General features: G+C 34.5%; 26 protein-coding genes. 16 read left to right on the top strand and 10 right to left on the bottom strand.

Annotation, left to right across the window (positions count from 1 at the left end; translation table 11 throughout):
• Genes ABN236_RS08885 through ABN236_RS08865 form a run of 5 tightly spaced genes read left to right on the top strand, consistent with a single transcriptional unit; the run spans position 1 to position 7,501 of the window.
• A complete protein-coding gene (locus ABN236_RS08885) occupies positions 1 to 471 on the top strand; it encodes a hypothetical protein (protein WP_349473838.1) in 471 nt (156 codons plus the stop codon).
• Entirely contained in the window at positions 471 to 1,019 is a 549-nt protein-coding gene (locus ABN236_RS08880) for a hypothetical protein (RefSeq protein ID WP_109910716.1), read from the top strand. The genes ABN236_RS08885 and ABN236_RS08880 overlap by 1 nt, the downstream gene beginning before the upstream one ends.
• A gap of 2 nt (positions 1,020 to 1,021) precedes the next feature.
• On the top strand, positions 1,022 to 3,808 hold the full coding sequence (locus tag ABN236_RS08875; protein ID WP_349473837.1) for a hypothetical protein: 2,787 nt from the start codon (positions 1,022 to 1,024) through the stop codon (positions 3,806 to 3,808).
• Positions 3,808 to 7,191, top strand: coding sequence for a hypothetical protein (locus ABN236_RS08870; RefSeq protein WP_349473836.1), 3,384 nt, complete (start codon positions 3,808 to 3,810; stop codon positions 7,189 to 7,191). Before ABN236_RS08875 ends, ABN236_RS08870 begins: the two co-directional genes overlap by 1 nt.
• 10 nt (positions 7,192 to 7,201) lie before the next feature.
• Positions 7,202 to 7,501, top strand: a complete 300-nt coding sequence (locus tag ABN236_RS08865; RefSeq protein WP_349473835.1) for a hypothetical protein — start codon at positions 7,202 to 7,204, stop codon at positions 7,499 to 7,501.
• A 24-nt stretch (positions 7,502 to 7,525) separates the two neighbouring features.
• On the opposite strand, the gene ABN236_RS08860 is transcribed toward ABN236_RS08865, so the two are convergent.
• Entirely contained in the window at positions 7,526 to 7,777 is a 252-nt protein-coding gene (locus ABN236_RS08860) for a hypothetical protein (protein ID WP_141060568.1), read from the bottom strand.
• 173 nt (positions 7,778 to 7,950) lie between these two features.
• On the opposite strand from ABN236_RS08860, the gene ABN236_RS08855 reads away from it, so the two are divergent.
• Complete coding sequence (locus ABN236_RS08855; protein WP_349473834.1) at positions 7,951 to 10,335, top strand: phage tailspike polysaccharide lyase family protein; 2,385 nt, start codon at positions 7,951 to 7,953, stop codon at positions 10,333 to 10,335.
• Between the two features lie 33 nt (positions 10,336 to 10,368).
• On the opposite strand, the gene ABN236_RS08850 is transcribed toward ABN236_RS08855, so the two are convergent.
• Together ABN236_RS08850 and ABN236_RS08845 are read right to left on the bottom strand one after the other, a co-directional pair.
• A complete protein-coding gene (locus ABN236_RS08850; RefSeq protein WP_349473833.1) occupies positions 10,369 to 11,307 on the bottom strand; it encodes an acyltransferase family protein in 939 nt (312 codons plus the stop codon).
• Between the two features lie 73 nt (positions 11,308 to 11,380).
• On the bottom strand, positions 11,381 to 13,240 hold the full coding sequence (locus ABN236_RS08845) for an acyltransferase family protein (protein WP_349473832.1): 1,860 nt from the start codon (positions 13,238 to 13,240) through the stop codon (positions 11,381 to 11,383).
• A gap of 188 nt (positions 13,241 to 13,428) precedes the next feature.
• Between ABN236_RS08845 and ABN236_RS08840 the strand changes: the two genes are divergently transcribed.
• Genes ABN236_RS08840 through ABN236_RS08825 form a run of 4 tightly spaced genes read left to right on the top strand, consistent with a single transcriptional unit; the run spans position 13,429 to position 14,907 of the window.
• The gene (locus ABN236_RS08840; RefSeq protein ID WP_349473831.1) at positions 13,429 to 13,797 is read left to right on the top strand and encodes a putative holin; all 369 of its coding nucleotides are present in this window, start codon (positions 13,429 to 13,431) and stop codon (positions 13,795 to 13,797) included.
• Positions 13,794 to 14,066: a phage holin family protein gene (locus ABN236_RS08835; protein ID WP_004243326.1), complete on the top strand. Its 273-nt coding sequence runs from the start codon at positions 13,794 to 13,796 to the stop codon at positions 14,064 to 14,066. The genes ABN236_RS08840 and ABN236_RS08835 overlap by 4 nt, the downstream gene beginning before the upstream one ends.
• A 2-nt stretch (positions 14,067 to 14,068) precedes the next feature.
• Positions 14,069 to 14,413 carry a M15 family metallopeptidase gene (locus ABN236_RS08830; RefSeq protein ID WP_349473830.1) on the top strand — a complete coding sequence of 115 codons (345 nt, stop codon included), beginning with the start codon at positions 14,069 to 14,071 and terminating at the stop codon, positions 14,411 to 14,413.
• On the top strand, positions 14,413 to 14,907 hold the full coding sequence (locus tag ABN236_RS08825) for a hypothetical protein (protein ID WP_349473829.1): 495 nt from the start codon (positions 14,413 to 14,415) through the stop codon (positions 14,905 to 14,907). Before ABN236_RS08830 ends, ABN236_RS08825 begins: the two co-directional genes overlap by 1 nt.
• Before the next feature lie 279 nt (positions 14,908 to 15,186).
• Here the strand turns inward: ABN236_RS08825 and ABN236_RS08820 are convergent, their stop codons facing one another.
• The 3 genes from ABN236_RS08820 to ABN236_RS08810 all read right to left on the bottom strand — a co-directional run bounded on the left by ABN236_RS08820 (position 15,187) and on the right by ABN236_RS08810 (position 16,711).
• Positions 15,187 to 15,588, bottom strand: coding sequence for a hypothetical protein (locus ABN236_RS08820; RefSeq protein WP_088495321.1), 402 nt, complete (start codon positions 15,586 to 15,588; stop codon positions 15,187 to 15,189).
• Positions 15,588 to 16,004: a hypothetical protein gene (locus ABN236_RS08815; protein WP_349473828.1), complete on the bottom strand. Its 417-nt coding sequence runs from the start codon at positions 16,002 to 16,004 to the stop codon at positions 15,588 to 15,590. Before ABN236_RS08815 ends, ABN236_RS08820 begins: the two co-directional genes overlap by 1 nt.
• Positions 16,005 to 16,132: 128 nt before the next feature.
• Positions 16,133 to 16,711 (bottom strand): hypothetical protein, encoded by a 579-nt coding sequence (locus ABN236_RS08810; protein WP_349473827.1) that lies wholly within the window; start codon positions 16,709 to 16,711, stop codon positions 16,133 to 16,135.
• Between the two features lie 145 nt (positions 16,712 to 16,856).
• Between ABN236_RS08810 and ABN236_RS08805 the strand changes: the two genes are divergently transcribed.
• Entirely contained in the window at positions 16,857 to 17,636 is a 780-nt protein-coding gene (locus ABN236_RS08805) for a nucleotidyltransferase domain-containing protein (protein WP_349473826.1), read from the top strand.
• Positions 17,620 to 18,672, top strand: a complete 1,053-nt coding sequence (locus tag ABN236_RS08800; protein ID WP_349473825.1) for a DNA polymerase beta superfamily protein — start codon at positions 17,620 to 17,622, stop codon at positions 18,670 to 18,672. The genes ABN236_RS08805 and ABN236_RS08800 overlap by 17 nt, the downstream gene beginning before the upstream one ends.
• Before the next feature lie 128 nt (positions 18,673 to 18,800).
• Here the strand turns inward: ABN236_RS08800 and sra are convergent, their stop codons facing one another.
• Together sra and cutA are read right to left on the bottom strand one after the other, a co-directional pair.
• Positions 18,801 to 19,034, bottom strand: coding sequence for a stationary-phase-induced ribosome-associated protein (gene sra, locus ABN236_RS08795; protein WP_088495326.1), 234 nt, complete (start codon positions 19,032 to 19,034; stop codon positions 18,801 to 18,803).
• A 389-nt stretch (positions 19,035 to 19,423) separates the two neighbouring features.
• On the bottom strand, positions 19,424 to 19,732 hold the full coding sequence (gene cutA, locus ABN236_RS08790; protein WP_349473824.1) for a divalent-cation tolerance protein CutA: 309 nt from the start codon (positions 19,730 to 19,732) through the stop codon (positions 19,424 to 19,426).
• A 370-nt stretch (positions 19,733 to 20,102) separates the two neighbouring features.
• Here cutA and ABN236_RS08785 point away from each other — a divergent pair, with 370 nt between their 5' ends.
• From ABN236_RS08785 to ABN236_RS08770, 4 genes are all read left to right on the top strand, one after another.
• Positions 20,103 to 21,086 carry a sugar-binding transcriptional regulator gene (locus tag ABN236_RS08785; RefSeq protein WP_075674265.1) on the top strand — a complete coding sequence of 328 codons (984 nt, stop codon included), beginning with the start codon at positions 20,103 to 20,105 and terminating at the stop codon, positions 21,084 to 21,086.
• 252 nt (positions 21,087 to 21,338) lie between these two features.
• Positions 21,339 to 22,094: a molybdate ABC transporter substrate-binding protein gene (gene modA / locus ABN236_RS08780; RefSeq protein ID WP_349473823.1), complete on the top strand. Its 756-nt coding sequence runs from the start codon at positions 21,339 to 21,341 to the stop codon at positions 22,092 to 22,094.
• Between the two features lie 101 nt (positions 22,095 to 22,195).
• Positions 22,196 to 22,972: an ABC transporter permease gene (locus ABN236_RS08775; RefSeq protein WP_349473822.1), complete on the top strand. Its 777-nt coding sequence runs from the start codon at positions 22,196 to 22,198 to the stop codon at positions 22,970 to 22,972.
• Complete coding sequence (locus tag ABN236_RS08770) at positions 22,966 to 23,592, top strand: ABC transporter ATP-binding protein (RefSeq protein ID WP_088495330.1); 627 nt, start codon at positions 22,966 to 22,968, stop codon at positions 23,590 to 23,592. Before ABN236_RS08775 ends, ABN236_RS08770 begins: the two co-directional genes overlap by 7 nt.
• 21 nt (positions 23,593 to 23,613) lie before the next feature.
• Here the strand turns inward: ABN236_RS08770 and ABN236_RS08765 are convergent, their stop codons facing one another.
• The gene (locus ABN236_RS08765; RefSeq protein WP_088495331.1) at positions 23,614 to 24,306 is read right to left on the bottom strand and encodes an XRE family transcriptional regulator; all 693 of its coding nucleotides are present in this window, start codon (positions 24,304 to 24,306) and stop codon (positions 23,614 to 23,616) included.
• Positions 24,307 to 24,416: 110 nt separating this feature from the next.
• Positions 24,417 to 24,674, bottom strand: coding sequence for a hypothetical protein (locus tag ABN236_RS08760; RefSeq protein ID WP_006532995.1), 258 nt, complete (start codon positions 24,672 to 24,674; stop codon positions 24,417 to 24,419).
• Between the last annotated feature and the right edge of the window lie 196 nt (positions 24,675 to 24,870).

Genomic DNA, 24,870 nt, shown 5'->3' with positions numbered 1-24,870 from the left:
ATGAAAAAACATCATGTACAAATTATTCCTGCTACTCATGAACATATTGTTCGTTTATTACCACATATAAGACAAGCTGATGTTGATGAGTTCTACGCTATGTCAATGCAAACACCTGAGCAGGTATTACGACATGGCTTATCTATTTCTACTAAAGCCTATGCCGGCATTATTAATGATGAAGTCGTGACTATTTTTGGTGTTGCTTCTGGCTCATTACTTACTGGTTTAGGTATCCCTTGGCTAGTGGGGACTGATTTATTAGAGCAACACCAGAAAACCTTTCTACGGCGTTGTAAACCCATCTTAAAACAGATGTTAGGGCAATACCCAACACTGATGAATTATGTCGATGAACGTAATCATATTGCTAAAGCTTGGCTCCATTGGTTGGGGTTTCAGATTGAAGAAGCAAAGCCAGCAGGTTTACTTCAGTTACCTTTCCATCGTTTTACATTGAGGGCTAAATAATGTGTGAACCAACAACATTAGCGGCAGCAGTAATTGGTACTTCTGCGTTGCAAGCATACGGACAATATACCGATGGTAAATTTCAAGCATCAGTGGCTAATCAAAACGCCAAAATTAATGAAGATGCTGCACTTGATGCAATTAATAAAGGCAATGCTCAGGCACAAGAACAGCGTAGACGCACTCGCCAATTAGCAGGTACACAGGCAGCAACAATGTCAGCCAGTGGCATTGATTTAAGCACTGCTGGGGCTTTAGATATTTTAGGTGATACTGCTGCAATGGGTGAGCTTGATGCGTTAACTATGGTAAATAACGCTTCTCGTGAAGCATATGGCTATCGTATGCAAGCTGAGAATGATCGCCTTAATGCAAAAATGGCAAGACGCTCAGGCAATATGGGGGCAATGACAACGTTATTAACAGCACCTATTCAAGCTTATGGTGCGTATCAGTTGGCTGGTGGTACATGGAGTCCGTTCGGTGGTGGTGGCTCAGGTGCTGCGAAAGCGGGTAAGACATTTGCTAAAACACCAAAAGGATTTTAATTATGCCAAAGGTACCTACATACGATAATAGAACGGTTATGCCTGAGCAGTTACCAAATAATGGGTTTTCTGTTCAATCATCACCTGATGCTTTTGGCGCTGGATTTGGTCGTGTTGGTGAGCAATATGTTGGTTTGTTTGCAGAAGCAAAACAAAGGGCCAATGTTGCACTGGCGCAAGATGCCGCATTACAGCTACGACAGAAAGCCAACGAACTGATGACCGATCCACAAAATGGATTACTTTCTCAGCAAGGTAAAAATGCGATTGGCAAAGCATCTGAGTATGAACAGTCATTTCGTGATTATGCCGGTGAAATATCATCAACACTGCCTGACGATATTGTGCGACAAAGCTTTATGCAACAAGCGCAAGAAATGGGGGTTCAGTTTGCATCACAAGCGAATCGTCATGAGATGGGGCAAATCAAAGCTTATGAACAAGATCAGTTTCAATCAACGCTAACATTAAATGCAGAGTCTGCCGCATCAATGTACGGTGATAATCAGGCTTATATCTCTGCACATAAACAAGTGTTTCAGCAAATAGAAGAGTTTGGATTATCACACGGTTGGGGTGAAGAGCAGATCCTCGCCAAGAAACAAGAATTCAAAGTAGCGACTGCACGTAAAGCGATTGAAAACCAACTCGGTGCTGATTATATGGGGTTCTTAGAACGAAATGGAGAACCTTCAAGCCTCGGTACGGTAAGCAGAGTACCAACTAATAATGTACCAAATGATGGAGTAAGAGGCGTTAGAAACAACAATCCTGGTAATATTCGACTATCTAGTAATAAATGGGTAGGGCAAACCGGTGATGATGGGGCATTCGCTAAGTTTGCTACACCTGAGCACGGTATTAGAGCATTAGGTAAAAATCTACTTTCTTATGCTCGACAGGGTTTTGTTACACCAGAGCAGATCATTAATCGTTGGGCTCCACCAGAAGATAATAATGATACTCAGGCATACATTGAGTATGTATCTGATTATCTTGGTGTTGCACCTAATCAGCCATTAGATTTAACGAATCTCGATACCTTAACGCATTTATCGACAGCGATAATGTATAAGGAAAATGGCCGTAATCGTGTTAATTACACTGATGAGCAGATAGCAACAGGCATACAGTCAGCACTTGGTTTTGTTGAATTACAAGCGACATCAGAAGCACCAAAACTATTAACTGGATCTGCCGCTTTCGATGCCTTAGATGAAGCTGACCAAGCAAAATATTTACGACAAGCAGAACAGCTACGTAAGCAAAAGCAAAGTGAGTTACAGCAACAATTCGGTACTCGTGTCGCTGACTCTTACGCAGCATGGGAAAGAGGACTTGATGCACCTAATGCGCCTACTCATGATGAATTAATCTCTGCGTTTGGCTATGACAAAGGTTCGGCTATGTCTGCTGATATGCAAGAAGCTAAGCGTTATGCTGGTTTTATGTCAGCAGCTAAAGAGATGTCGCCACAAGCACAGCAAGCTTTGTTATCTCAAATCAGACCTCAAACGGGTGAAGCAAACTACGAAAGCAAAATTCAACGTTGGGAGAAATTTGGTAAGTTCGTTGAAGGTAATATTAAGGAACAAGATAAACAGTTTGCAGCTAACCGATTACAGCTTTCCATTCAAAATAACTTTCCGCTTGATCCTAATGATAAGAACAATCAGCAGGCAGCAGATGATTACTTTGAACAACATATTCAGCAGAGCTTTAATTTACGTGATGATAATAGCTTAAATGCCGTTGCTGAACTCACAGCAAGGACAGGGATTATCCCATCACAAGTTAAGTCTGTATTGAATATGGGGGCAACGTCTAAAGATCCTGAAGTAGTTCTTCCTATCGCGAAAATGTATGGGCAGATATTTGATAACAATCCGGCATCAGCTACGGATATTCCATCAAGCACAATGGCGTATTACTCAAAAGTATATAGTTTAAGTCGTGCGGGTATGCCTGATGAAAAAGCGGTAGAAACTGCATTTAAGACGACATTTGAACAAGATGAACGCACCAAGCAAATGATCGCTTCTCAAATCAGGGATAAAGGATATATCAAGGATAGAGATAAAGCAGCGCAATCTAATATCAATGATTTTTACCCTTGGTATAAGCCATTTTCTTCACCAAGTGTTAGTAAGCCTGGTACTCAAAATGGCGCTTACTTACGTGACTATCAAACACTGTATGACGCTAACTTTGCTGAAACAGGCGGTGATGCAGAACTAGCAAAGAAAATGACTAATGCTCAAATTAAAAGAACGTGGGCGGTATCTAATATCAATGGTAGTGAAGAAGTTATGCGTTATGCACCAGAAGCTGTATACGGCATCAATGAATCGGGTGCTGGCAATTGGATCGCGGGTCAATGGGAAGAAGAGAAAAAGCAATTAATGTCTAAGTCATTTGGTGGCGCTTCTTCTGGCACTGAAATCGTTATTGTCTCTGATGCAGTGACACCAAGAGATTACAGCTACGGCATAATGATAAAACAAACCGGTAGTGATGATATCCCTATTTATCGCCCATACACGGGAGATAACGGCTTGCCTATTCGCTTTAAACCAGAACAGTCATCATCACCAATGTATAAAGAGGTAATGGAAAAACGCCAACAAAGCGTTAAGGAAGCACAGGATAAAAGGGAACGAGAAGAAGCATTGGATAAATCGCGCTCAGAATTTGATGAACGTCGTCAAAGTATCCGTGAGCAATATAAAGAAGCTCACAATGAGCGAGTAAATAAATTCAATAATTATTTTTCTTGGGATAAAGACTGATGCCTATTTACGAACAACAACCTGATGATATTTTATCTGCGGATATTAATGCTGTTCAGCAACCAGAACCTGCTTACGGTGATAATGTTTCACCGTCTTGGTATGACCCTATTAATCCGCTTGATGATAGACGGCAAACTAAAGAATTACGTGATGCAGCGTTTCGTATCGATAACTCAGTGGGTAGTTTGATTGCTACTGTACCTTTTAATCAATTTGAAGATGTAGACGGCTATAACCCATTTGAAGATGAATTAACGCTTTCAGGTTATGAAGACTATGCCGATGCCTTTATTCATTCAAATTCTCCTCAAGAAACCGCAGCAATAAAACAACGCATTGATCGTGAGAAAAACGACAGACAGCAATTAATGGATTCAGGCGGTGCCGGTATTGTGAGTAGTATAGCAATGGGGGTTATTGATCCAATTAATGTTGCCGCAATGATGATACCTGGTGGTGCAATAGTAAAAGGCGGTAGTGTTGGTGCAACAGCAGGTAAGTTTGCGCTAGCAAATACCGCTGGTGGCGTAGCTTCTGAAATGGCATTACATAGTACCCAAGAAACACGAACATTAACTGAAAGTGCAATTAACGTTACACTGGATGCCATGATTGGTGGAACCTTAGGTTCAGCTGCGCAATTAGTAAAAAACCGTGGTGAATTGGTAACAAAAGTAAGAAATGATTTAATTGGAGAACAACAATCAGGACAACAAAATATTCCAAATAATATTCCTGATAATTCTAGTGTTGGTGCAATGGAAGTCCCTAACACCACATTAGAACAAGAAACCTTAAAAGGACCATCTTTTGTTAATAGAACAATGATGGTTAGCCCTGTTGGCCGTGTTGCTCAATCACCCTCTAAAACAGCGCGCCAAATTAACCAACAACTCACAGAAAATAACTTTACCTTTGCTAAAAATGAAGAAGGCATTGCGACATTTACCGCTGTTGAAACAAAAGTGAGAGGTTATGAAACACTTGTTTATAAGCAAGTAGAATCAACGAAAGACCACTTTAAACAATATCGTCAATCTGGTGGCCGTGATATGAGCTATTACCAATTTAGTGAAGCTGTTGGTGATGCTATGCGCAATGGTGATACTCATGCGATACCACAAATTGCAGAGGCGGCACGTTCTATTAGACCTATTGTCGAAGCAACCAAAGATAGAATGGTTGAATTAGGGATCTTACGTGAAGGTGTAAAGGTGACAACAGCACAAAGCTACTTCCCTCGTATTTATAAATTCGACAAAATTTTAAATGATCGTACTGAATTTAAGAAAATCATTGCTGACTGGTTAGAAGAGATTAATCAAACCTCGATAAATAAAGCCAAAGGTAGCCTTGATCGTGCTGAAATTGGTATTGATAAAGCACGCAATGCTTCACCACAAGCTGAACGTTTAGGGCTTGAGATTAAAGAGGCTGAGAGTTGGTCGGGTAAAAAGTCTTTGTTGATGGATGATATTAATAAATATCAAAAAATCATTAATGAAAAGAATGCGGTAGAAGTTGAGTTAAATTCACTATCTAACCTTGCTAAGCTAAATAAAACTCAAACAAGAAGACAAGCGACATTACAACGAAAGTTACAACGTATTAATGATGCTGAGAATAAATTGCCTGCGTTACAACGTAGCGTAGATATTCTTGATAACCCTCGCAAGTTTAGAAATGAACATCGTCGTTTAACACGAACAGCGAATTCATTAACTCGTCATGACAGAATTAGACAGTCAGCATTAAATCGCATGACACCTTTAGAGCGTGAAGAGTTAGATGCGGCAGCAGATGATATTGTTAATAAAATTATTGGTGCCCCGTCAGGCATTGTACCAAGTGAACTGATCCCTGATGGATTAGTTAAACGCGCTGGTTTTACAAAAGATAGAACCCTAAACATTCCTGATGAACGCATTAAAGACTATCTCGAATCAGATGTTAACTATGTGATGGAAAACTATATTCGCCAAGTCGCGCCTGAAATTGAACTCACTGCTAAGTTTGGTCGTGTTGATATGGATAATCAAATCAAAGCGATTACAGAGGAATACAACCAACTTATTGCTGATGCAACCACACCTAAAGAACGTAGTCGATTAGAAGCACGAAGAGAAGCTGATTTACGTGATATTCGTGCTATGCGTGACCGTCTATTAGGAACCTACGGAGCACCTAAAGATCCCTCTAGTTTTTTTGTTCGTGCTGGTCGTGTGGCTCGTCACGTTAACTTTTTACGTTTATTAGGTGGCATGACAATATCATCGTTACCTGATATGGCTCGTCCGATTATGCAACACGGATTACGTAGTGCGTTAAAACCATTGGGTAAGATGCTAACTGATATCGGTGCTATGCGTATTGCTAAAGCTGATTTACGCGAAATGGGTATTGGTCTTGAATATGTATTATCCAGTCGTTCTAAGGTGATTGCTGACCTGAGCGACCCCTATAGTAGGCGTAGCTATTTAGAGCGTGGTTTACAATGGTCATCACAGAAATTTGGTAACTTCACATTAATGAATCAATATACCGATTTTATGAAAATGTGGTCTGGTGTTGTTACTCAATCTAAGGTACTGAGAGCGGCAAATACTTTAGATGCTGGTGGCTCGTTAAGTAAACGAGAAATAAAGAAACTCGCTCATATTGGTATCGATGAATCAATGCTAAAGCGTATAGCAGATCAGTTTAAGCGACACGGTGAAGACTTAGACGGCATGTTAACAGGACATAGCCACTTATGGGATGATCGTGTTGTGCGTGAAACTTTCCAAGCGGCAGTATTAAAAGATGTAAGAACTACGGTAATCACACCGGGCATTGGTGATACACCATTAATGATGAGTAGCGAACTAGGTAAGATAGTGATGCAGTTTAAAACCTTCTTCTTTGCTACTCACAATAGAGCGTTGGTCTCAGGCATACAATCGGGTGATGCATCATTCTATTATGGTGCATTGCTTCAGGTTGCACTTGGATCCCTAGTCTATGTTCTCAAGGCCAAAATGGCAGGACGAGATATTAATACCGAACCGGCTAATTTAGTAAAAGAGGGGTTAGACTGGTCAGGAATGATGGGCTGGTTAGGTGAGCCTAACAACGTATTGGAAAACCTTAGCGGTGGTACTTATGGTATGAGTGCTATGTTTGGTGGGCCACCAGCATCACGTTATCAAAGCCGTAATGGGATTGGTGCCTTATTAGGCCCTACATTTGACCTCGGTGGTGATATTAAAAACATTACATCAGGTGTATTAAATGGTGAGTTTGATGATAGAGAAGTGCGATCTGTGCGCAAACTATTACCTTTCCAAAACTTGTTTTATTTGTCACCATTATTAAATCAAGTTGAGGAGCAGATGAAGTAGAGTAAACGCCATGTGGAATAAAGATAAGTTATTAAAAATACAGAAAGATTATGATGATGCAATGCTTAGTTATAATACAGCAAAATATATTCTTATTGTTTGTGTTTTTGGTGTGTTTATGGGTTTTATCTTTCGGCATGGTGAAGCCATATTATTTGTTTTTACAACAATAGGTTTCTGTTTATACTTTTTTCACTGCAAAGATAAGCTTAAAAAAGCAGAGTTAGTAATGGACGATGCTTGTAAAAGTCTTTTCGGTAAGAAATACAAAGAATCAAAAAGTGATTTTATTAACGAAATATATAAATAGCACCGCTTAAGCGGTGCATTGTTCTCATTTCTTTAATTCAGCTAAAATACATTCCACCAACGGTATTATATTTTTATTGCCTCTCATCTTCTGGACTATAAAGTTTCTCATTGCTATCAGTTCTACAAGTGGAGCTGATACATCATGACCATCGTTTCCCATCTTTGTTAAAAGTGCTTCAAGGTTTGATTTTGTAATTAACTTTTCAATCCCTTCATCGGTATTCACTACATCTGGATAGTTAGCTGGTGCAGGGTATTTATACTTCTTTTCCATGGCTAAAGTCCTCACTAATGAAAATAATTACGTAAACTATAATAATGTAAATGCATTAAAATGTTCATCTAAATGGTTAATTTAATTTTCTATTTGATAACCATTATTGCAAATATGGATATATTTTGTAGTTAAACGTATCATATCCTCATCAACACCAGAGGAGATGAGCAATGACGGTATCTACTGAACTAAGCCATGAAGAGTATGTAGGTAATGGCGTAACAACGGATTTTGATTTTCGTTTCCGTATCTTTGAAGGCAAGCATTTGATTGTTGTGGTTGCTGACAGTGACGGCAATGAAACAACATTAAAGAATGGTACTGATTATACTATTGTCGGTGCAGGTTCCTATCATGGCGGTAAGGTGGTTTTAAATAAACCTTTAGCTCAAGGCTGGAAGATATTATTAGAACGTGATTTACCCGTTGTACAAGAAACTGACTTACGTAATCAGGGGAAATTCTTTGCTGAAGTACATGAAGATGCCTTTGATTATTTAACGATGTTAATTCAAAAAGCATTGGGTACTTTCTCGTTGAGTCTGCGTAAACCTACTTATTTATCGAATTACTATGATGCTAAAGGAAATCGTATTGCTAATTTAGCGTCACCTAAGTTCGGCAGTGATAGTGTTAATAAAGACTATGTTGATAACAGTATTAAGGATATTGATAGTAAGACATTAAGGGTAAAGGATAAGCCTATTAATGCGTTACCAAACACTGAACAACGCGCCAATAAAATTTTAGCGTTTGATGAGAATGGTCAGCCAATAACAGTTTTACCTGAGAGTGGATCGGCTTCTGATGTGTTAATGGATTTATTAAAAGGAAATGGTGCAAATAATATCAAGTGGCGAAATCATCTAGTTGGTGAACGTTTAGACAAAATAGCATACAGCGATGATTTTGATACATTAAAAGAATGGGCGGAATTCCCAGCAGAGAAAAAGGTGTTTGTTAGTGGTAGTTATGTGTTAGATGAAACTCTGAATATTCAATGTGATGAGCTTTTGACTGATGGTACTGTGAAAATAAAAATGAACACAGCAACACCTGCTATTGTTATTGGTGATAGTGAACGTATTTTGTTAGATACAGCATCTGTAGAAATAAAAAAAGGGCAAACATTCTTATCTATAAATGATGCATCAAATCTATTTATAGGAGATGTGATTTTTTTATGGAACCCACGAGATTTCTCATATTCCAATCATCGATATTATTATCGTCAAGGTGAGGCTGTTACTATTGCTGACGTTGGCACCTCTAGAATTATTCTGACAGGTGGAATATTTGATACATACCCTGCAGGAACTAAGTTAATTAAACCAAAAATGGAAAAGAAAAAAATATCTGGTGATTTTATTATTGAATTTCCTCAATTAGATGGTGAGCATACATATTCTCCAGAATCAGTTGGTTTATTATGTATTCAATTACATGACTCTGATTTTTCAGGCTTATCAATAAAAACAAAGCAAGCATCACAATCATTTATATTACGTAGATGCGTAAATTGCTATGGTAATGGAATTAATAATTCTCAGGTTATTTTTGGTGAAGCAACATTAGGTTTGGACAGTGGTTTAGGAATAGCTAATTGCCAAAGTATTTCATTTAAAGGGCGATTTTCAGGGGAGAGACATGGAGTATCAATTTCAGGTAATCATGAAGAGGGTAGTATTGTAAATAGATTCTGTGATATTTCTGGTGAAATACTGTCTACTAGCAAAGACTCAAAGTTGGCGGCAGACTGGCATGGTAATGCTGAATATTGCTCATATGAAGGTAGAATACAAGGGGTTACTGCTGGAGGGAATCATAACTCAATTAAATCTGGTTCTATAATTGAGTCACTTGGAGATCCTAATGGACGTAATATATCAGAGCCAACGATTGGTTTTAGAGAAATGTCAGGTTGTGATTTCAGTTTTTCTAATATCTATATTAAATCTATTAATAAACCCAGTTTAAATTATAGAGGAGTTATTGATTTAGGTTCAATATCATCACAACTAAACTCAAAAGTCTTATCTGGAGGGACTATTAATTTTAGTAATTCAATAATTGAATGTGAAAATACTGAACACGCAATTAAAATACGGAGTGATTCATTTGATTTGTGGTGGGGGATTAACTTAACCGGGCTACAAATTAAGAAAGCTGGTCAACGGCCAATTTGGATAGAGTCGTCAAAAGGTAAGCAAGCTGATTCTGTAATAATTACAGGATTGATTCCAAATAAAAATGCAACAGAGATTGTTATAAAGTCAGAAAATAATAAATATGATTATTCATTTTCAGGAGTGGCTTCTTTAGTTTTAAAAAAAGGAAGTTCTTCTGAACAGGTGTTTATAAAAACACCAATAGTATTAATGCCATATTACATCATAATAACTACAGTAGATATGATTTATGGTAAAGAAGTAAAAGCATACTGTGATATAAAAAGAGCTAATGAATTCAGGCTTACAGCTAAGACTATAGACGGACTCCCAATTAGTCAGGAGTCCGATATTGAAATTAAGATAAATTATATAGCAATGCTATAAATTATAAATCACACATAGATTTCTGTGTGTGATTTAATTCATTGATTTTATTGATTTTATTGATTTTATTGATTTTATTGATTTTATTGATTTTTTTATTAGTATTGAAATTATATAAGCTAGAAAGAATGTCACTAAAAAATAAACAAACAAATTCACCACCTCATTGTTATGAAACTTTATTTTATATGTTACTCCTTCAATCAAATATGATTCGTACGAAATAGAAGATATAAATGCAAGTATTTTACTTTTTACTTCAAAAATAATAAAAAATAGAAATAATGATAATGAAAATAAAATCGAGCATAAGAATTGTTTTTTCACTAGATAGGGAGTTATTATATTTTTATACATAAATAAAAACATAACAATAGATAATAACAAAATAAAATTAATTTTATTTTTATCATCAAATTTTAATAAAGCTAGAAAAGCTCCTAAAGAAAAACTAAATGAATGTAATGGAAATTGAGTTGTAATTGCCTTAAAGTCACTATTTACTGGTATGTTATAGATCAATGCTGATGTAAAAAACAAACAAGCTATTTTAATTTTAATATTAATTTTTAAAGAAAAAATAATAAAGAAAATTACGTACCAAATTAAAATAAAATATACATACCACATTGTAGGGTCTATATTTAATTTTGGATTTATAAATAATATTGTTTTTAACAAATCAAAAGTATTTATTTTTCCAAAGAAATAGAAATAAAAAATTATATTTATAACAATGAAAGGGTACACCACAGTAAGTAATCTTTTTTTTATAAATCCACTTAGCCCATTCTTAATATAAGATAGAGTTAATCCATATCCAGAAAGAACAAGAAAAGCACCAACACTAAACGTTGCAAACATCCTTAAGTCAAAATCAACACTAATTCTTTTTGTTGTTACTAAATGACCAAACATAACTAAGATTATAGCAATAGCTTTTATATTATTGGTTCCATTACGTGAAAGCATATTAATGTTCTCTTTTATTTAATTAAACTCTTTATCTATGTTATATAAATAAAGAGTTTGTTTTATATGTAAATTATTTTGATGTACTTAATATGTTGTTCATTATTATTTTTGTGAATTTTTCTGCACCAAATTTTGTTAAGTGAGGCCTAACAATAATAGGATTACCATTTTCGATTATAATGCAATCTTTATCATTACACTGGCTCTCTCTCATTGAAATATAATGTATGTTTTTATAATTCAATGATGCTTTTAGTAATAATTTGTCAATGTTAGCACTTGTTTTAAATTCATCTTTACTTTTAATCTCTCTCTCATCGCATTGATTTTTATTAAGTAGTCTAGATAAAAAATTATCATTCATTGTTTGAGTGTTTAATAAACAAGTGTATGGATTGTAACTAGGTTGATGATAAGTACCTAATATATAGTATGTATTGTTGGGATTTTTAGATATTAAAGTATCCATAAATAACTTTATTTCATTTTCTATTTTCTCTGAATTCATATTTTTGAAATACAGATCCCATCGTTGGGAAATAATAACATTAGAGCTTTTGTTATTAGATAACCTATCATCTAATAACTCTTTCATCTTAAGGCAATTATCACTACCTTTGTATGTTCCGTTTATCATTGATGTATTACAAGATTCATTCGCATATACATTAAATTTAATACCATAATCTTTCATGGCATTAACATACATGAATGCAAAGCTATCTCCAGTAAGGATATATTCCTTCCCATTTTTATTATCATTAAAAGACATTACTTCGTTTTGTTGCTTTCGATATAGCATCCAAGGATTGTAGTAAAAATTATAATTCTTACTATACTCTTGTGTTTTTTTATCTATCCTTTGTGTTACTCCATCTTTAGCAATATATTGGCAAGCAATAAGAATAATAATATAGAATGGAATAATAAATACTATTTTTAGTCTTCTTTTCTCTATCAAATAATATGAAGAAATAGCTAAGATAAAAGTGATTGTTAAGTATATTATCAAACTTAGTTCTAAGTTTAATTTTTTAGTTATGACAAGTAAAGGCCAATGGAATAGATAAATAGAATAAGACCATAAACCAATTTTTTGAAAAATAGGATTACTTAATATGAAGTTTTTTTCATAATTTATAGCTAATATTATAGCTGTTGCTACTACAGGAATTGATGCATAAAAACTAGGCCAAGGTGTATTGCTATCAAAAAAATATGAAGCAAATATAATTATAATTAGGCATAAAAAGAATAATATTTTTTTATTCTTTTCTGAAACCTTTGTTACAGGATATGCAAATGCTAATCCACCAGCCATCATTTCCCATGCTCTTGTGTGTATCATGTAATATGCTTGGCTTGGATCTATTTTTGTTATGACTGAAGACAATATTAGTGAAACAAAAAAAAGAAACACTAAAGACTTTCTAGTATTACTTGATGTCGTTATCTTACTGATTGCTAATATTATTAATGGATATATTAAATAAAATTGCCACTCAACAGATAATGACCATGTATGGAGTAAGAATTTCTCCATCGATTCAACATCAAAATACCCAGACTCATTGAAATATGTAATATTTGATATGAATAATAATGAGTCACGAGCATGAATACCTATTTTCTTATAATCATTTGGTTCTATCAAAAAATAAGATAGAAACACTAATATAAATATTAAAAGCATTAATGCTGGAATTATTCTTTTACATCGTGCTGAATAGAATTTAATAATGGAAAAATTGTTATTTTCAATACCTGTCAAAATAATAGAGGTCATTAAATATCCAGATATAACGAAGAAAATATCAACGCCAATGAAACCAGCAGGAGCTAGTGAATTGTCAAAGTGAAATAAGATAACTAGTAGGACAGCAATTGCTCTCATTCCATTGATATCTGTTCTAAATTTCTTTTTTTGCATAGTAATCTAAGGGTTAATTTGATATTTATGCAATTTTACCACTAATGTAAAAATAGGTCAGTAGTATATATTCATGATTTTTATGTATTATGGGGTAAACTTCAATTTATTAACTTTTTTTTGCATTTTTGTTTATCTTATTGGTTATGTAGTATTATGACTATTCATTAATCACTGGTACTACACTCATGCAAGAAGATGTCTACACAAAAACTGGGATTGGCACCACTGCTTTTCTTGGTTACTTCGCAGGGCTTCCAGCAGAAGTTGTTATGGGTTCACTGTTGGGAGCTATCTTCTTTACCACTGCTGCTACTGAATATAGCTTTAAACGTAGATCGGTATTAGCCTTTCTAAGTTTCGTTTGTGGTCTTATATTCTTTAGTCCTGCAGCAACTATCTTTATTTCTGTTACTGGTCTTTTCGGTGTGAAACCGGAGCAATACGAAATCGAACATATTGATGCCGTAGGTGCTTTTGTTTCTGCTTTGCTTGTGGTTAAGTTAAGCGTAAAAGCATACGGAAGGGCTGATATACCGAAAGGAGGGCAACAATGAAATGCGAAACATTGCTCACTATTGTTAATGCCATCATCTGTACCGTCATATTTCTACGTGTGTTCTATTTTAAACGTGACGGCAGACAACACTGTAAAAAAGGTGGATGGTTAGCTTTCCTCATTCTTGCTTACTCTTCAAGCGTACCTATTCGTGCTTATTTCGATCCTAATTATCACGCTGATATCTACAACATCTTTGCCAATATCCTGATCTGCACAACGTTGCTAGTCAGTAAAGGCAATGTCATCAAGTTTATAAAGGGGTGAATATGTCATTAGTCGATAAACAGAATACGTTTACAGGTATGGTTGCAAAGCTGATCACCTTTGCTCAGCAGAACGGGTATAAGCTGACGTTTGGTGAAGCTTATCGTACCGAAGAACAAGCTAAATTAAATGCAAAGAAAGGGTCAGGTATTAGCAACAGTCTACATACTCAACGTTTAGCAGTTGATTTCAACCTATTTGATGCTAACGGAAAATACCTTATAGCCACCAGCGACTATAAAGAACTGGGGGTGTATTGGGAGTCATTAGGTGGAAGTTGGGGCGGACGTTTTAAAACTCGCCCTGACGGTAATCATTTTTCATTAGAACACAATGGGGTTCGTTAATGAATAAAACCGTCATAGCGTTAATTGCTTTGGCTGTTTCCTTTACCGCTGGCTTTGTTGCTGGCGGTATTTATTTTGATAACCGAGCAATGAGTAAACAGATTGCAGGTAATCAATTAGATGAAAAGGATGTGGCCACAAATATTGAACTGCGTAAACAAGCAGAAAATGAACAGCAGAATAGGTTGGAGATATATCATGACGCACAACAGCATGATACGATACGCACAGATGCTTTGCTTGATCGTGTTCTTAATCACTTTGACAGGATGCAGTTCTCAACCAGTACCACGCAAACAGAAGTTGCAAGTACCGATAACACCAATACCTGCCGAGTTGAGAAAGCCAAAGCCAGTGAACTTTCTCGACAACTACGAGAAACACTTGAACGATATGGGCGTGAAGCTCAGCGTGCAGATGAAAACACCAGAACACTCAACCTTTGTATTTCAGAGCTGGAAGCAAAGGAAAAACTTCTCAATTCTTACCGATGAAAAAGTAGACAGATTTCATAATGACGGTATCGGTGACGGTGTTTGTGATATCTAATTTAAATATAATTTATATTTATCAGTGAGTTAAATTACCAGAATATAATTGAGTGGGAATAAAATAACGTTTATCAGCAATAGTTGATAAAGGTTAAAAAACCAATAGCCATCAGTAAGTTACTGGTGGCTTTTTTGTACGCAATTGTACAATTTTAAAGTTAGTAATCACTATGGTGAAGTAGTTATATATTTATCAATATACAAACCTGTATTAATAAAAAATCAAGACGAGGTACACTTAATCATTCTGACTCGACATGAATTACTCAATAACTTTTTAAGATAATGAATCTGACCTTGTTCTGAAGGTTGTTCCAATGATTTTTTTATTAACGCTTGCTCTGACTCAACAAAATTTTGCAAAACAACGTGTATTGCATCATCAATTTGTTGCCTTAATGAAAGAATATTATCCTCATTACTATTTTTAATAATAAGATTATTTAAATCAATAATATCTAAATTGATATTTCTACTTTTAAGTTCTTGTGCTAATTTATATGTAAGTTTTCGTTCTATCTTTAAACGAGAATGTAATTTCTTTGTAGATTGCAACATCGCGTAAAAGGCAATTGCAGTACCTAATAAACTTAGTATAGCAGGAAGAATGGTGATTAAATTCATTAACGTGAACTCCCATTATTAAAGTTCCAATAAGGCATACATTCAACAACATGTTTGTTATAGCGTTCACAAGTATGAATGCAGAATATTAGGACAATAGTAGTAATTGAACTTATTTTTACTAAAGGTAAAGTCTCTGTTGTATTACTAAGAATAAAACCAAAGGCCATAGAAAAAAGTATACTAATAAAAAAGCACAGGGAAAAAATAGCTTTATTTCTAGAAGATAAGCCAATAGATATCGAGTACATTGAAGCTGTAATAGTCAGAGTGGCGTCTGATGGATATCCTTGCATTTTCCATGTTTCCAAGAAAAGAGGTAACAAAGGAATTAACATGTGAAGAATAATACATGTAAGAAATTCTGTGTTCTCCTCACTTAATCCTTTAATTGCTTTTAATTCTTTCTTTTTCATAATATTTAACCAAGACTATTTGGTTGAATATTACAGTAAATTTCCACATGAAAAAATACTAGAAAAAGTAAAAATACATTTTTTAGCAGGATACAAGCATACTATTTATTATAAATATAATTAAACCATCAAACTAAAATAATCTTCCTTAATTCTTTTCTAATATCCTCTTCAAACCACATACTACTATCAATACTTATACCTTTAATTTTATCTACTAAAACAATCTCTGTCTTAATATCTCTCTTATTTAATAATATCTGTATATGTTGTAAATGACGGCGTTTACCAGTAAACCAATTTCTATTAATGGTAAGTAATTTAATAGTGTCGGTATATCCACATCCTAGCCATTGTTTTAAATTAAGTAATACAATTTTGTTTTCTTTAGAAAAAGTAGGGCGAAGAAGATAAAACTGACTGCCAGCAGTTTGGGTATCATAAATATCTTGCAGAAAATCCTCGACACTTTCTCCACTGGCAATGATATCAATTCTACCTGTCAAGGTATCCACTAAATAGGCATTTACACCAACATAACAATGCTCTAGTTGATTATAAATAACATAACGCTCAGAGTTACAACGAATTATCCAAAAATCTTGTTTAGGCGATAACTCACAAGAATAAATAGCAAATCTCTCACCACAAGGTGATGAATGACAGTGATTAAGAACGATATCTTGTGCTTGTTGTGAGCTGATCATTTTAGTTTATAAACCACCTAATTACACATGGATCAAATAAGAATTTGACTAAGTTTGTATTGGCTTATGTCTGTGTTATAACCATAGAATATTAGTGTTAAGAAGTAAATTAATGAAAAAATAACAATAAGGAGATAAGGACATCATGCATAGTGAGATATTAAAAAAATTACCGCAAATAGAGCAAGAGCATCAAGTTAAATTACTTTATGTTGCAGAAAGTGGTAGCCGAGCTTGGGGATTTGCCTCAACAGATAGTGATTATGATGTGAGAGGTATTTTTATACGCCCTCGCAATGCGTATCTTTCTATCGATAAACCTAAAGAAACCTTTGAATGGATAGAAAACAGTTGGTTTGATGTTGGCGCTTGGGATATTACCAAAGCACTGCATTTATTACGTAAATCGAACTGTATATTATTAGAGTGGCTTCAATCACCGATAATTTATCAAGAATATCCTAATGTTCAAAAGGAGTTGTTTGAGCTCGCAAAACTCTTTTATCAACCCAAAGTGATTGTTCATCATTATCGAGGAATTGCTAAAGTTGTGAGTGGATATTTTCCTGAAAATAACTCAAAGAATGAGATTAGTGTAGAGCCAATAAAATTGAAAAAATGGTTCTATCTATTACGTTCTCTTTTATCCGCTTATTGGACAGTAAAAACGGGTGACATTCCGCCTATGGAGCTGGATAAGCTGATAAAAATCTTAACCGTTGAAGAACAAAAAGTCATCAAAGAGCTAGTAAAATTTAAATCAGATAAAGATGAGCATTTTACTTGGATTCCAACGGGTGTGATGCAACATTTAGTGATTTTTTTATGGCAAGAGACAAATGTTCAATTAGCAAAAAGAACAGTACCAGATAATGATATTTTAAATAATTGGTTTAGGAAGAAATTAGATGAAACTGACTATTGAAGATATAAAACCTTACCTTTTATTTGAGAGTATCGCTGGAAGTCGTTCACATAATCTTGCGACGGAAACATCAGATACAGATATTAAGGGGGTATTCTATCTCCCTAAAGATCTTTTTTATGGGTTGGAATACACGCCGCAAGTCAGTAATGAAACCAATGATATCGTTTATTATGAACTTGGGCGATTTATAGAACTATTGTGTGCATCTAATCCTAATATTTTAGAACTACTTAACTCACCTGAACATGTGGTTATTTATCGACACCCTTTAATATCATTAATAAAACCAGAATGGTTTTTATCTAAAGCTTGTGTCCAAACATTTGTGCACTATGCACAAGGTCAGATCAAGAAAGCTCAAGGGTTAAACAAAAAAATAGTAAATCCAGTCGAAAAAAAATTAAAAACTATTCTCGACTTTTGTTATGTAATTGAAGACGGGAAAACAATATTAATCAATACTTGGTTAGAAAATCGATCTTGGAAACAAAAGCATATTGGATTAACAAAACTCGCTCATGCTCAAGATATTTATGCAATTTATTATGATGATAAAGCGACTTATCAAGGAATAATAAAAAAAGAAAATGCTAATGATGTATTGCTAAGCAGTATTTCTAAAACAGCAAAACTAGAGGGTTACCTTAGTTTTAATAAAGAAGGTTATAGTGCATATCGCAAGCAATATCATGAATATTGGCAGTGGGTTGAGCAACGTAATGATGTTCGTTATCAACAAAATATCGATCATGGGCGAAGTTACGATAGTAAAAATATGATGCATACCTTTAGATTGCTCTATATTGCATTAGGGATCGCACAAGAAGGGAAAGTGAAAGTATGGTGTGATAATAGAGATGAATTATTAGCAATTAAAGCCGGTCAGTTTAGTTATGATGAATTATTAGAGCGTAGTAAAACGCTTATCAAGAATATTGAGAATGCATTTCAATTAAGCACATTGCCTGATGAAATTGAGCCTTCAATCGCAGAAGTTGCACTTATAAATATAAGAAAAGAGCTTTATAAATAGTGGGAAAATAAACTAGCCTAGAAAACTAATATCCCTTACGTAATGTAAGGGATATGCTATTTTTAATATTTTAATTATAAAAACTAAATACAAAAATATTTATTAAATAGCGTTGGCATATGACTATATTAATTGCTTACAAGATATTCTGGATAAGCATCTGTTAACTTCATATAGATACGTTTATGCTCTGCTTTCTTTCTGAGATCCTGTTTTAAACAGACTTTAGCTGTGTTTTTTAACTCAGCAGGTACATTTTCAGCGTTTGTAGAGGCAATAATGGAAAAACGCACTTTCTTTTTAGACCGACTTAAATTATAAGGTAAACCTAAAATACGTCTTGCGACTCTGTTTGTTTTCACAACTCACTCCTTTTTTCATGTAATTTAGAGAAAGCCTGTTTATTATAACAGAAAATAAAAAGAATAAACTGTTGGTAAGTTTATTAATTTAGCATTAAAGGCTATTTTACCTATATATTTAAAATATATTCATGCCAATAAAATAAATATTTATATATCCCTTATTTAATTAACCATCTGTATTGTTATTGGTTGAAATTAAAAATTTCTTTATTATAAAGTATATTTAAAATACCTGTATTAATTTAGAATAAGAAATTTAATTTAACATTAACAATAAGTTACTTGTCTCATAATTGAGATGATACAAGATGACTTTATTTACAATTTATTATCATTTTTTTGAAAAAACATTAGAAAAAAGATCTCACTAAAAATTTAACATAGCTTTAATTTAATGATGTATGGATCCAATTAAGATAACCTTTAAAACCATTTTCAATCGGTATTATAATGACTTCAGGAGTATCATAAGGGTGTATTTCGACAAGAGTATCAATTAAGTTTTGCTGTTTGCTCTTTTCGGATTTTATCATCATAAGTATCTCATTATCTTCAATAATTTCATTATTCCAACGATAAATAGATTTAACTTTTGGTATTAAATTTACACAAGCAGCAAGTTTCGCATTGATGAGGTAGTGAGCAATTTCATTAGCGATTGTTTCATTTGGTGCTGTTGAGTATGCAATTATCATTATTTTTCCTTTTAAAATTAATTTAATTTTTCATAGTAACAATAAGGTTGGGTGATTTTAATTTTATCAAAATAAAACTTTTTAAAACTTAAAGCTAATATTTTTATTTTTAGCGAAATAAAACAGTATTTTCAAAAAAAACTTTCTCGATACGAACTGTTTACGGCATTATTAAGGGCTTTTTACGTATTATAAGGTTCTTGTAGTAAAGAAAAATATCAGGGTGCCGATATTATTGGTAGATTAATGAAATGTATCTATTTGTGTTATAAGGCTTAATTTTTCCAACGGTATTTTTATCTTCAATAATATCTCTAATATAAAATAAACTAATTAGTCATAAGATTTATAAAAATTTGTGGGGTTTAAAATGGATAATAATTCGCTAAAAAACGCGAGTTTATTTGATAATGATCCCGTTCTCTATGCTGCATGGCTTTACTATCAGGACGGACTCAGCCAAAGTGAAGTTGCAAATATAATGGGTGTTTCTCGTGTCACTGTAGTGAAATATTTGCATCTAGCTAGAGAAAAAGGATTCGTAAATATTAACTTGGATTCATCAGTATTTTCTACGATTGATTATGCCATAAGAATAAAAGCAAAATTCGATCTTAATAATGTGCTTATTTTACCTGATGAAGAAAAGAATAAATCGCAACACACTTTAAATATGAACAGAGAAAGATTAGCGAAAGCAGGAGCGATGTATCTTTCTCAGATAATTAATGACGATGATATTTTAGGTGTTGCTTGGGGACGAACAATTTATAAGTTAGGCAATTACCTTCCACCCAAATCATTAAAAAACATCACAGTACTACAAATGATAGGTGCAGTAGCGCCACAGCCTGATTTTAAAACAACCGAAGCAGCTGCGTTAATCGCAAACAAGTTATCAGGGTGCAGTATTAATTTGCATGTACCTGCGGTGGTGTCTAGCGCACGCCTAGCAATGGAACTTCAAGCGGAGCCTATTATTAGACGTAATTTTTCAGCGCTAAATCAGTGTAATAAAGCTCTGTTTGTTGTGGGTAATACATGTGATGACAATCCTCTGGTAACAACAGGGGTTTTAACGAGCAGTGAGATGGCTCAATATCGTGATTTGGGTGCTGTGGGCGTAATTTGCGGGCGTTTTTATGATGCGCAAGGTAATCCTTTGGTTTCTGATATTGACCTCAGAATAATGGGAATAAGCCTTGCTCAATTAAGACAAATAACACAGCGACTTTTTATTGCTGGTGGTGTGGAAAATATTCAGGCAACAATAGGGGCGATAAAAGGAGGTTATGCCACTGATATTGTGATTGATGAAGTGACTGCGCTGGCATTATTAGAGTTAGATAATTAGTCATAAAATCCTCGTGAAAGCGAGGATTTGTCGGAAAAACACTATTTTAAGATCTATCTATCTCTGATAAAAATAAAATATTTAAAGCATTTATTTTGATCAGTTTCTTTTGTAGAGCTTACACATAAAGAAAAAGATAAAAATGATAAGTTGTTAACATTTTTCTCTTTTTTTATATGCGCCTCTTGCCTTAAACAGTTATATCATTCATTATATAAAAAATTATATAACGATAATTAGGATCACCACTTTATGAAACGCCAATTGCTTGCTGGTTTGGGACTAGCATTAGGACTAATTTGTCATAATACATTTGCTGCAGAGCTTCACCTTTATGCAGGAGCTGGGTTAAAACAACCCGTAGAGCAAGTTGTAAGTGTATTTGAAAAAGAGACTGGAAATAAAGTCACTATTGAATATGGCGGTTCAGGTCAAATATTAACTCGCTTTAATTTAACTAAGCAGGGAGATTTATTCTTTCCTGGTTCACAAGATTATGTGGAAAAGTTAGATAAAGAAGGGCAAGTTGTTAATCAATATTCTATTGTTCGTCATATTCCAGTTATTGCTGTGCGTAAAGATAAAGTGGGTGATATTAAAACACTAGAAGATCTGGCGAATAGTTCATTAAAACTAGGAATGGGTGATGCTAAAGCTATCGCATTAGGCAAAAGTGGCGATCAACTCATTGATGCATCAGGTCAAGGTGATAAATTACGTGATAAAGTTGTTGTGCGCACTGCAACGATTAAACAATTGCTTATGTATTTATTAAATGGGGAAGTGGATGCCGCCATTATTGGATATGCAGATGCAATGAAAAACCAAGATAAACTTGTTTTACTTCCAGTTCCTGAAGGCAGTCCAGAAGAAGTGGCAACACTTGCTGTTTTAAAAACATCAGCAAATCCAAAAGAAGCACAATTACTTGCTGATTATTTTACTCGAGCTGAAGGGATAAAGGCTTTTACTGATTATGGTTTTCTTCCTGTAATTTCGAAACCATAGATTTTTTTCTCACATAAATTGTGTTTTTTCGCCACCAACTCACTGGTGGCTTTTTTCATTATTACAGCAAAATAAATATCTATCTTAAAAAAGGAAATAACGTGTTTCGATGGGCATTAATTCCACTTTTTTTATTGTTATTTCTGATCTTAGGATCGCTCATTGCATTAATATGTCAGCTTTCTTATGTTGAATTAAGGCAAGTTATTACCGATCCTGAATTCCATTTTGCTATTGGTATGTCACTTAGTACAGCGTTAACTTCTTTATGTCTGGCTATTATCCTAGGTGTGCCTGCTGCATGGGCGATGGCAAGAATTCCTTTTAGAGGACATCGTTTTATTGATGCATTATTAGATTTACCCTTGGTGACTCCTCCATTAGTTATTGGTATCGGATTATTATTATTGTTAGGAAATCAGGGGCCTTTAACAGGAGTTTTTCCTGAGTTATCTCGCTCTCTTTTTTCACCACTAGGTATTATTATTGCTCAAACTTATGTCGCTAGTGCGATTATTATGAGAAATAGTCTCTCTGCTTTTAAGTCTGTTGATCCTGCTTATATTCAAACTGCACAAAATCTAGGATTAACGCCAACAAAAACATTTTTTCTGATAGAGATCCCACTGTGTTGGCCTGCTTTAATGAGTGGAAGTATTATTGCGTTTTCTCGAGCCTTAGGTGAATTTGGCGCTACGTTAATGTTAGCTGGTGCAACAAGATTAAAAACAGAAACGTTACCTATGGCAATTTATTTAAATATCGCTAGCGGAGACTTCACTCTGGCGATAGGTTGTGCTCTTGTTCTTATCGCTATCGCGATTACTTTATTATTTGCGTTACATCGTTTGCAGCGAGAAAGGAAAAGATCATGTTAGAAATTCGTTCATTAACAACGGGCATATTAAAGGATGTTTCGCTGAACGTAGAAAAAGGAACATGTTTAGGAATAAGTGGCACATCTGGAAGTGGTAAAACAACGCTTTTAAATGCAATTGCTGGATATACTTCATACTCTGGCGATATCTACCTTGCAGATAAAAATATCAATGAACAGCCAGTGTGGTTACGTTCTTGTCGATATTTAAATCAACGGCTATATTTATTTCCGTTTATGACAGTGACACAAAATTTATGGTTAGCGCAATATGGTGCAAAACAGAAACGAAGCAAGGAGAGAGAAAAGGCGATATTAGAGCAAATGGGAATTGCACATCTCGCTACACGTTATCCTCATCAAATTTCAGGAGGAGAGCAACAGCGCGTTGCATTGGCGAGAGCTCTTATTAGCCAACCCAAACTTTTACTACTGGATGAACCTTTTTCGAGTTTGGATTGGGAAACACGTTATCAGCTTTGGGATTTAATTGATTCCTTAAAATCTAAGGAAATAACGATGATCATGGTTACTCATGAGCCTCGTGAAATCAGAGCGTTAGCAGATAAAACGGTTTTATTGTCTAAAGGACAAGTTGTTACTGAAAACTCAATACTATGAAATTATTGTCTTACTTATTGATTACCAAGCCATTACTGACCAATGAATAATGCGACCCATAATTTTTACAGAATCAGTTTCTGCTGATTCATCAGGAAATTCGTCTTTATTATAGCTACGTATAATCAATTTACCGCCCGGTTGACGATAGAGCAGTTTTATTCTAAACAAGGCATCTTGTTCGATAGCATAAATACCACCATCAACAATACGTGTGTTACCTGTATCGACAGTGACCGTTGAACCATTTGGAATAACAGGTGACATACTATCGCCATAAACAGAAAAGCAAATAACGTTCTGAGAAGATGCGCCATAACGGCGTAATGTGCTTTTTGAAAATCTCAATTTATATCCATTATGATCTTCGTTAGTACAACAACCGTCACCTGCTGCGAGTTCGATACTTTTAAAATAGGGAATTTCCACTTCATCAGCACCTAAAGGGGTATTACTATCCCATTCACTCACTGGTTGCCATTCATTCTCTGGTGGAATTTCAGAATTCGCATTGGTTTGTTCTTCACCTTCAAGTAGCCAAGCTAAATCACAATTTAGTGCTTTTGCTAATTCAGGTAAAAAACGGGGACGTTTAGTTTTACCACTTTCTAGCTGTTCTATGGATTGCTGTGTTGTACTCGCTAAAGTAGCAAGTTCTGATTGTGTTAAACCTAACGCAATGCGTTTATCTTTGGTACGTTTCGCAATAGACATTAGTGACTCCTAATACGTGTCCTTACATATTCAAGTACAAAGAGTATATCGTAAAAAGAAAACAAATTAAATTGTATTTTATCTTAATCATAAAATTAAGAATAAATTAATTATTTAATTTTGAAAACGTCATCTGCACTATCTGGTGGGGTGAGATAAGGGTTTTCATCAGTAACTTCAGGATCTCTCAAGACTTCTCCACAGAAAATAATAAGGTCCGGTCTTTTTTGTTTTAAGTAGTTAAGTCGTGTTGTGCATTCATCTTTAGTATAAATTGTTTCTGTAACAGGAACTGCATCACAAGAATCATTTCCACAAGGACTTACCAACAACACATAACCGACCAGCATGAGCTGTGAAGTAAACATAAAATATCCTTTTAACTATTCATGTTTGGTCATCGAAATCAGACCGCTAGATTACCTATTTGTTGATAAAAAAGCAGTTTCTATTTGTCTTAAATAGCATTAATGATGCAAAAAGGTGTATGTGATCACAATTTTTCTAGTGTTTATTTGTATTTTTTCGTAATGTGTTATAGGCAAATCACCTAAATATTAGGCA

Origin of the sequence: Proteus sp. fly-1013, assembly GCF_040140245.1 — a bacterium.
GTDB classification, from domain to species: Bacteria; Pseudomonadota; Gammaproteobacteria; order Enterobacterales; family Enterobacteriaceae; genus Proteus; species Proteus mirabilis_B.
This window is presented reverse-complemented; position numbering and strand designations above follow the sequence as displayed.

Excerpts from the sequence above, each read along its gene's own strand:
- ABN236_RS08885 (WP_349473838.1), top strand. The coding sequence starts at position 1 with ATGAAAAAACATCATGTACAAATTATTCCTGCTACTCATGAACATATT.
- ABN236_RS08880 (WP_109910716.1), top strand. The coding sequence starts at position 471 with ATGTGTGAACCAACAACATTAGCGGCAGCAGTAATTGGTACTTCTGCG.
- ABN236_RS08875 (WP_349473837.1), top strand. The coding sequence starts at position 1,022 with ATGCCAAAGGTACCTACATACGATAATAGAACGGTTATGCCTGAGCAG.
- ABN236_RS08870 (WP_349473836.1), top strand. The coding sequence starts at position 3,808 with ATGCCTATTTACGAACAACAACCTGATGATATTTTATCTGCGGATATT.
- ABN236_RS08865 (WP_349473835.1), top strand. The coding sequence starts at position 7,202 with ATGTGGAATAAAGATAAGTTATTAAAAATACAGAAAGATTATGATGAT.
- ABN236_RS08860 (WP_141060568.1), bottom strand. The coding sequence starts at position 7,777 with ATGGAAAAGAAGTATAAATACCCTGCACCAGCTAACTATCCAGATGTA.
- ABN236_RS08855 (WP_349473834.1), top strand. The coding sequence starts at position 7,951 with ATGACGGTATCTACTGAACTAAGCCATGAAGAGTATGTAGGTAATGGC.
- ABN236_RS08850 (WP_349473833.1), bottom strand. The coding sequence starts at position 11,307 with ATGCTTTCACGTAATGGAACCAATAATATAAAAGCTATTGCTATAATC.
- ABN236_RS08845 (WP_349473832.1), bottom strand. The coding sequence starts at position 13,240 with ATGCAAAAAAAGAAATTTAGAACAGATATCAATGGAATGAGAGCAATT.
- ABN236_RS08840 (WP_349473831.1), top strand. The coding sequence starts at position 13,429 with ATGCAAGAAGATGTCTACACAAAAACTGGGATTGGCACCACTGCTTTT.
- ABN236_RS08835 (WP_004243326.1), top strand. The coding sequence starts at position 13,794 with ATGAAATGCGAAACATTGCTCACTATTGTTAATGCCATCATCTGTACC.
- ABN236_RS08830 (WP_349473830.1), top strand. The coding sequence starts at position 14,069 with ATGTCATTAGTCGATAAACAGAATACGTTTACAGGTATGGTTGCAAAG.
- ABN236_RS08825 (WP_349473829.1), top strand. The coding sequence starts at position 14,413 with ATGAATAAAACCGTCATAGCGTTAATTGCTTTGGCTGTTTCCTTTACC.
- ABN236_RS08820 (WP_088495321.1), bottom strand. The coding sequence starts at position 15,588 with ATGAATTTAATCACCATTCTTCCTGCTATACTAAGTTTATTAGGTACT.
- ABN236_RS08815 (WP_349473828.1), bottom strand. The coding sequence starts at position 16,004 with ATGAAAAAGAAAGAATTAAAAGCAATTAAAGGATTAAGTGAGGAGAAC.
- ABN236_RS08810 (WP_349473827.1), bottom strand. The coding sequence starts at position 16,711 with ATGATCAGCTCACAACAAGCACAAGATATCGTTCTTAATCACTGTCAT.
- ABN236_RS08805 (WP_349473826.1), top strand. The coding sequence starts at position 16,857 with ATGCATAGTGAGATATTAAAAAAATTACCGCAAATAGAGCAAGAGCAT.
- ABN236_RS08800 (WP_349473825.1), top strand. The coding sequence starts at position 17,620 with ATGAAACTGACTATTGAAGATATAAAACCTTACCTTTTATTTGAGAGT.
- cutA (WP_349473824.1), bottom strand. The coding sequence starts at position 19,732 with ATGATAATTGCATACTCAACAGCACCAAATGAAACAATCGCTAATGAA.
- ABN236_RS08785 (WP_075674265.1), top strand. The coding sequence starts at position 20,103 with ATGGATAATAATTCGCTAAAAAACGCGAGTTTATTTGATAATGATCCC.
- modA (WP_349473823.1), top strand. The coding sequence starts at position 21,339 with ATGAAACGCCAATTGCTTGCTGGTTTGGGACTAGCATTAGGACTAATT.
- ABN236_RS08770 (WP_088495330.1), top strand. The coding sequence starts at position 22,966 with ATGTTAGAAATTCGTTCATTAACAACGGGCATATTAAAGGATGTTTCG.
- ABN236_RS08765 (WP_088495331.1), bottom strand. The coding sequence starts at position 24,306 with ATGTCTATTGCGAAACGTACCAAAGATAAACGCATTGCGTTAGGTTTA.
- ABN236_RS08760 (WP_006532995.1), bottom strand. The coding sequence starts at position 24,674 with ATGTTTACTTCACAGCTCATGCTGGTCGGTTATGTGTTGTTGGTAAGT.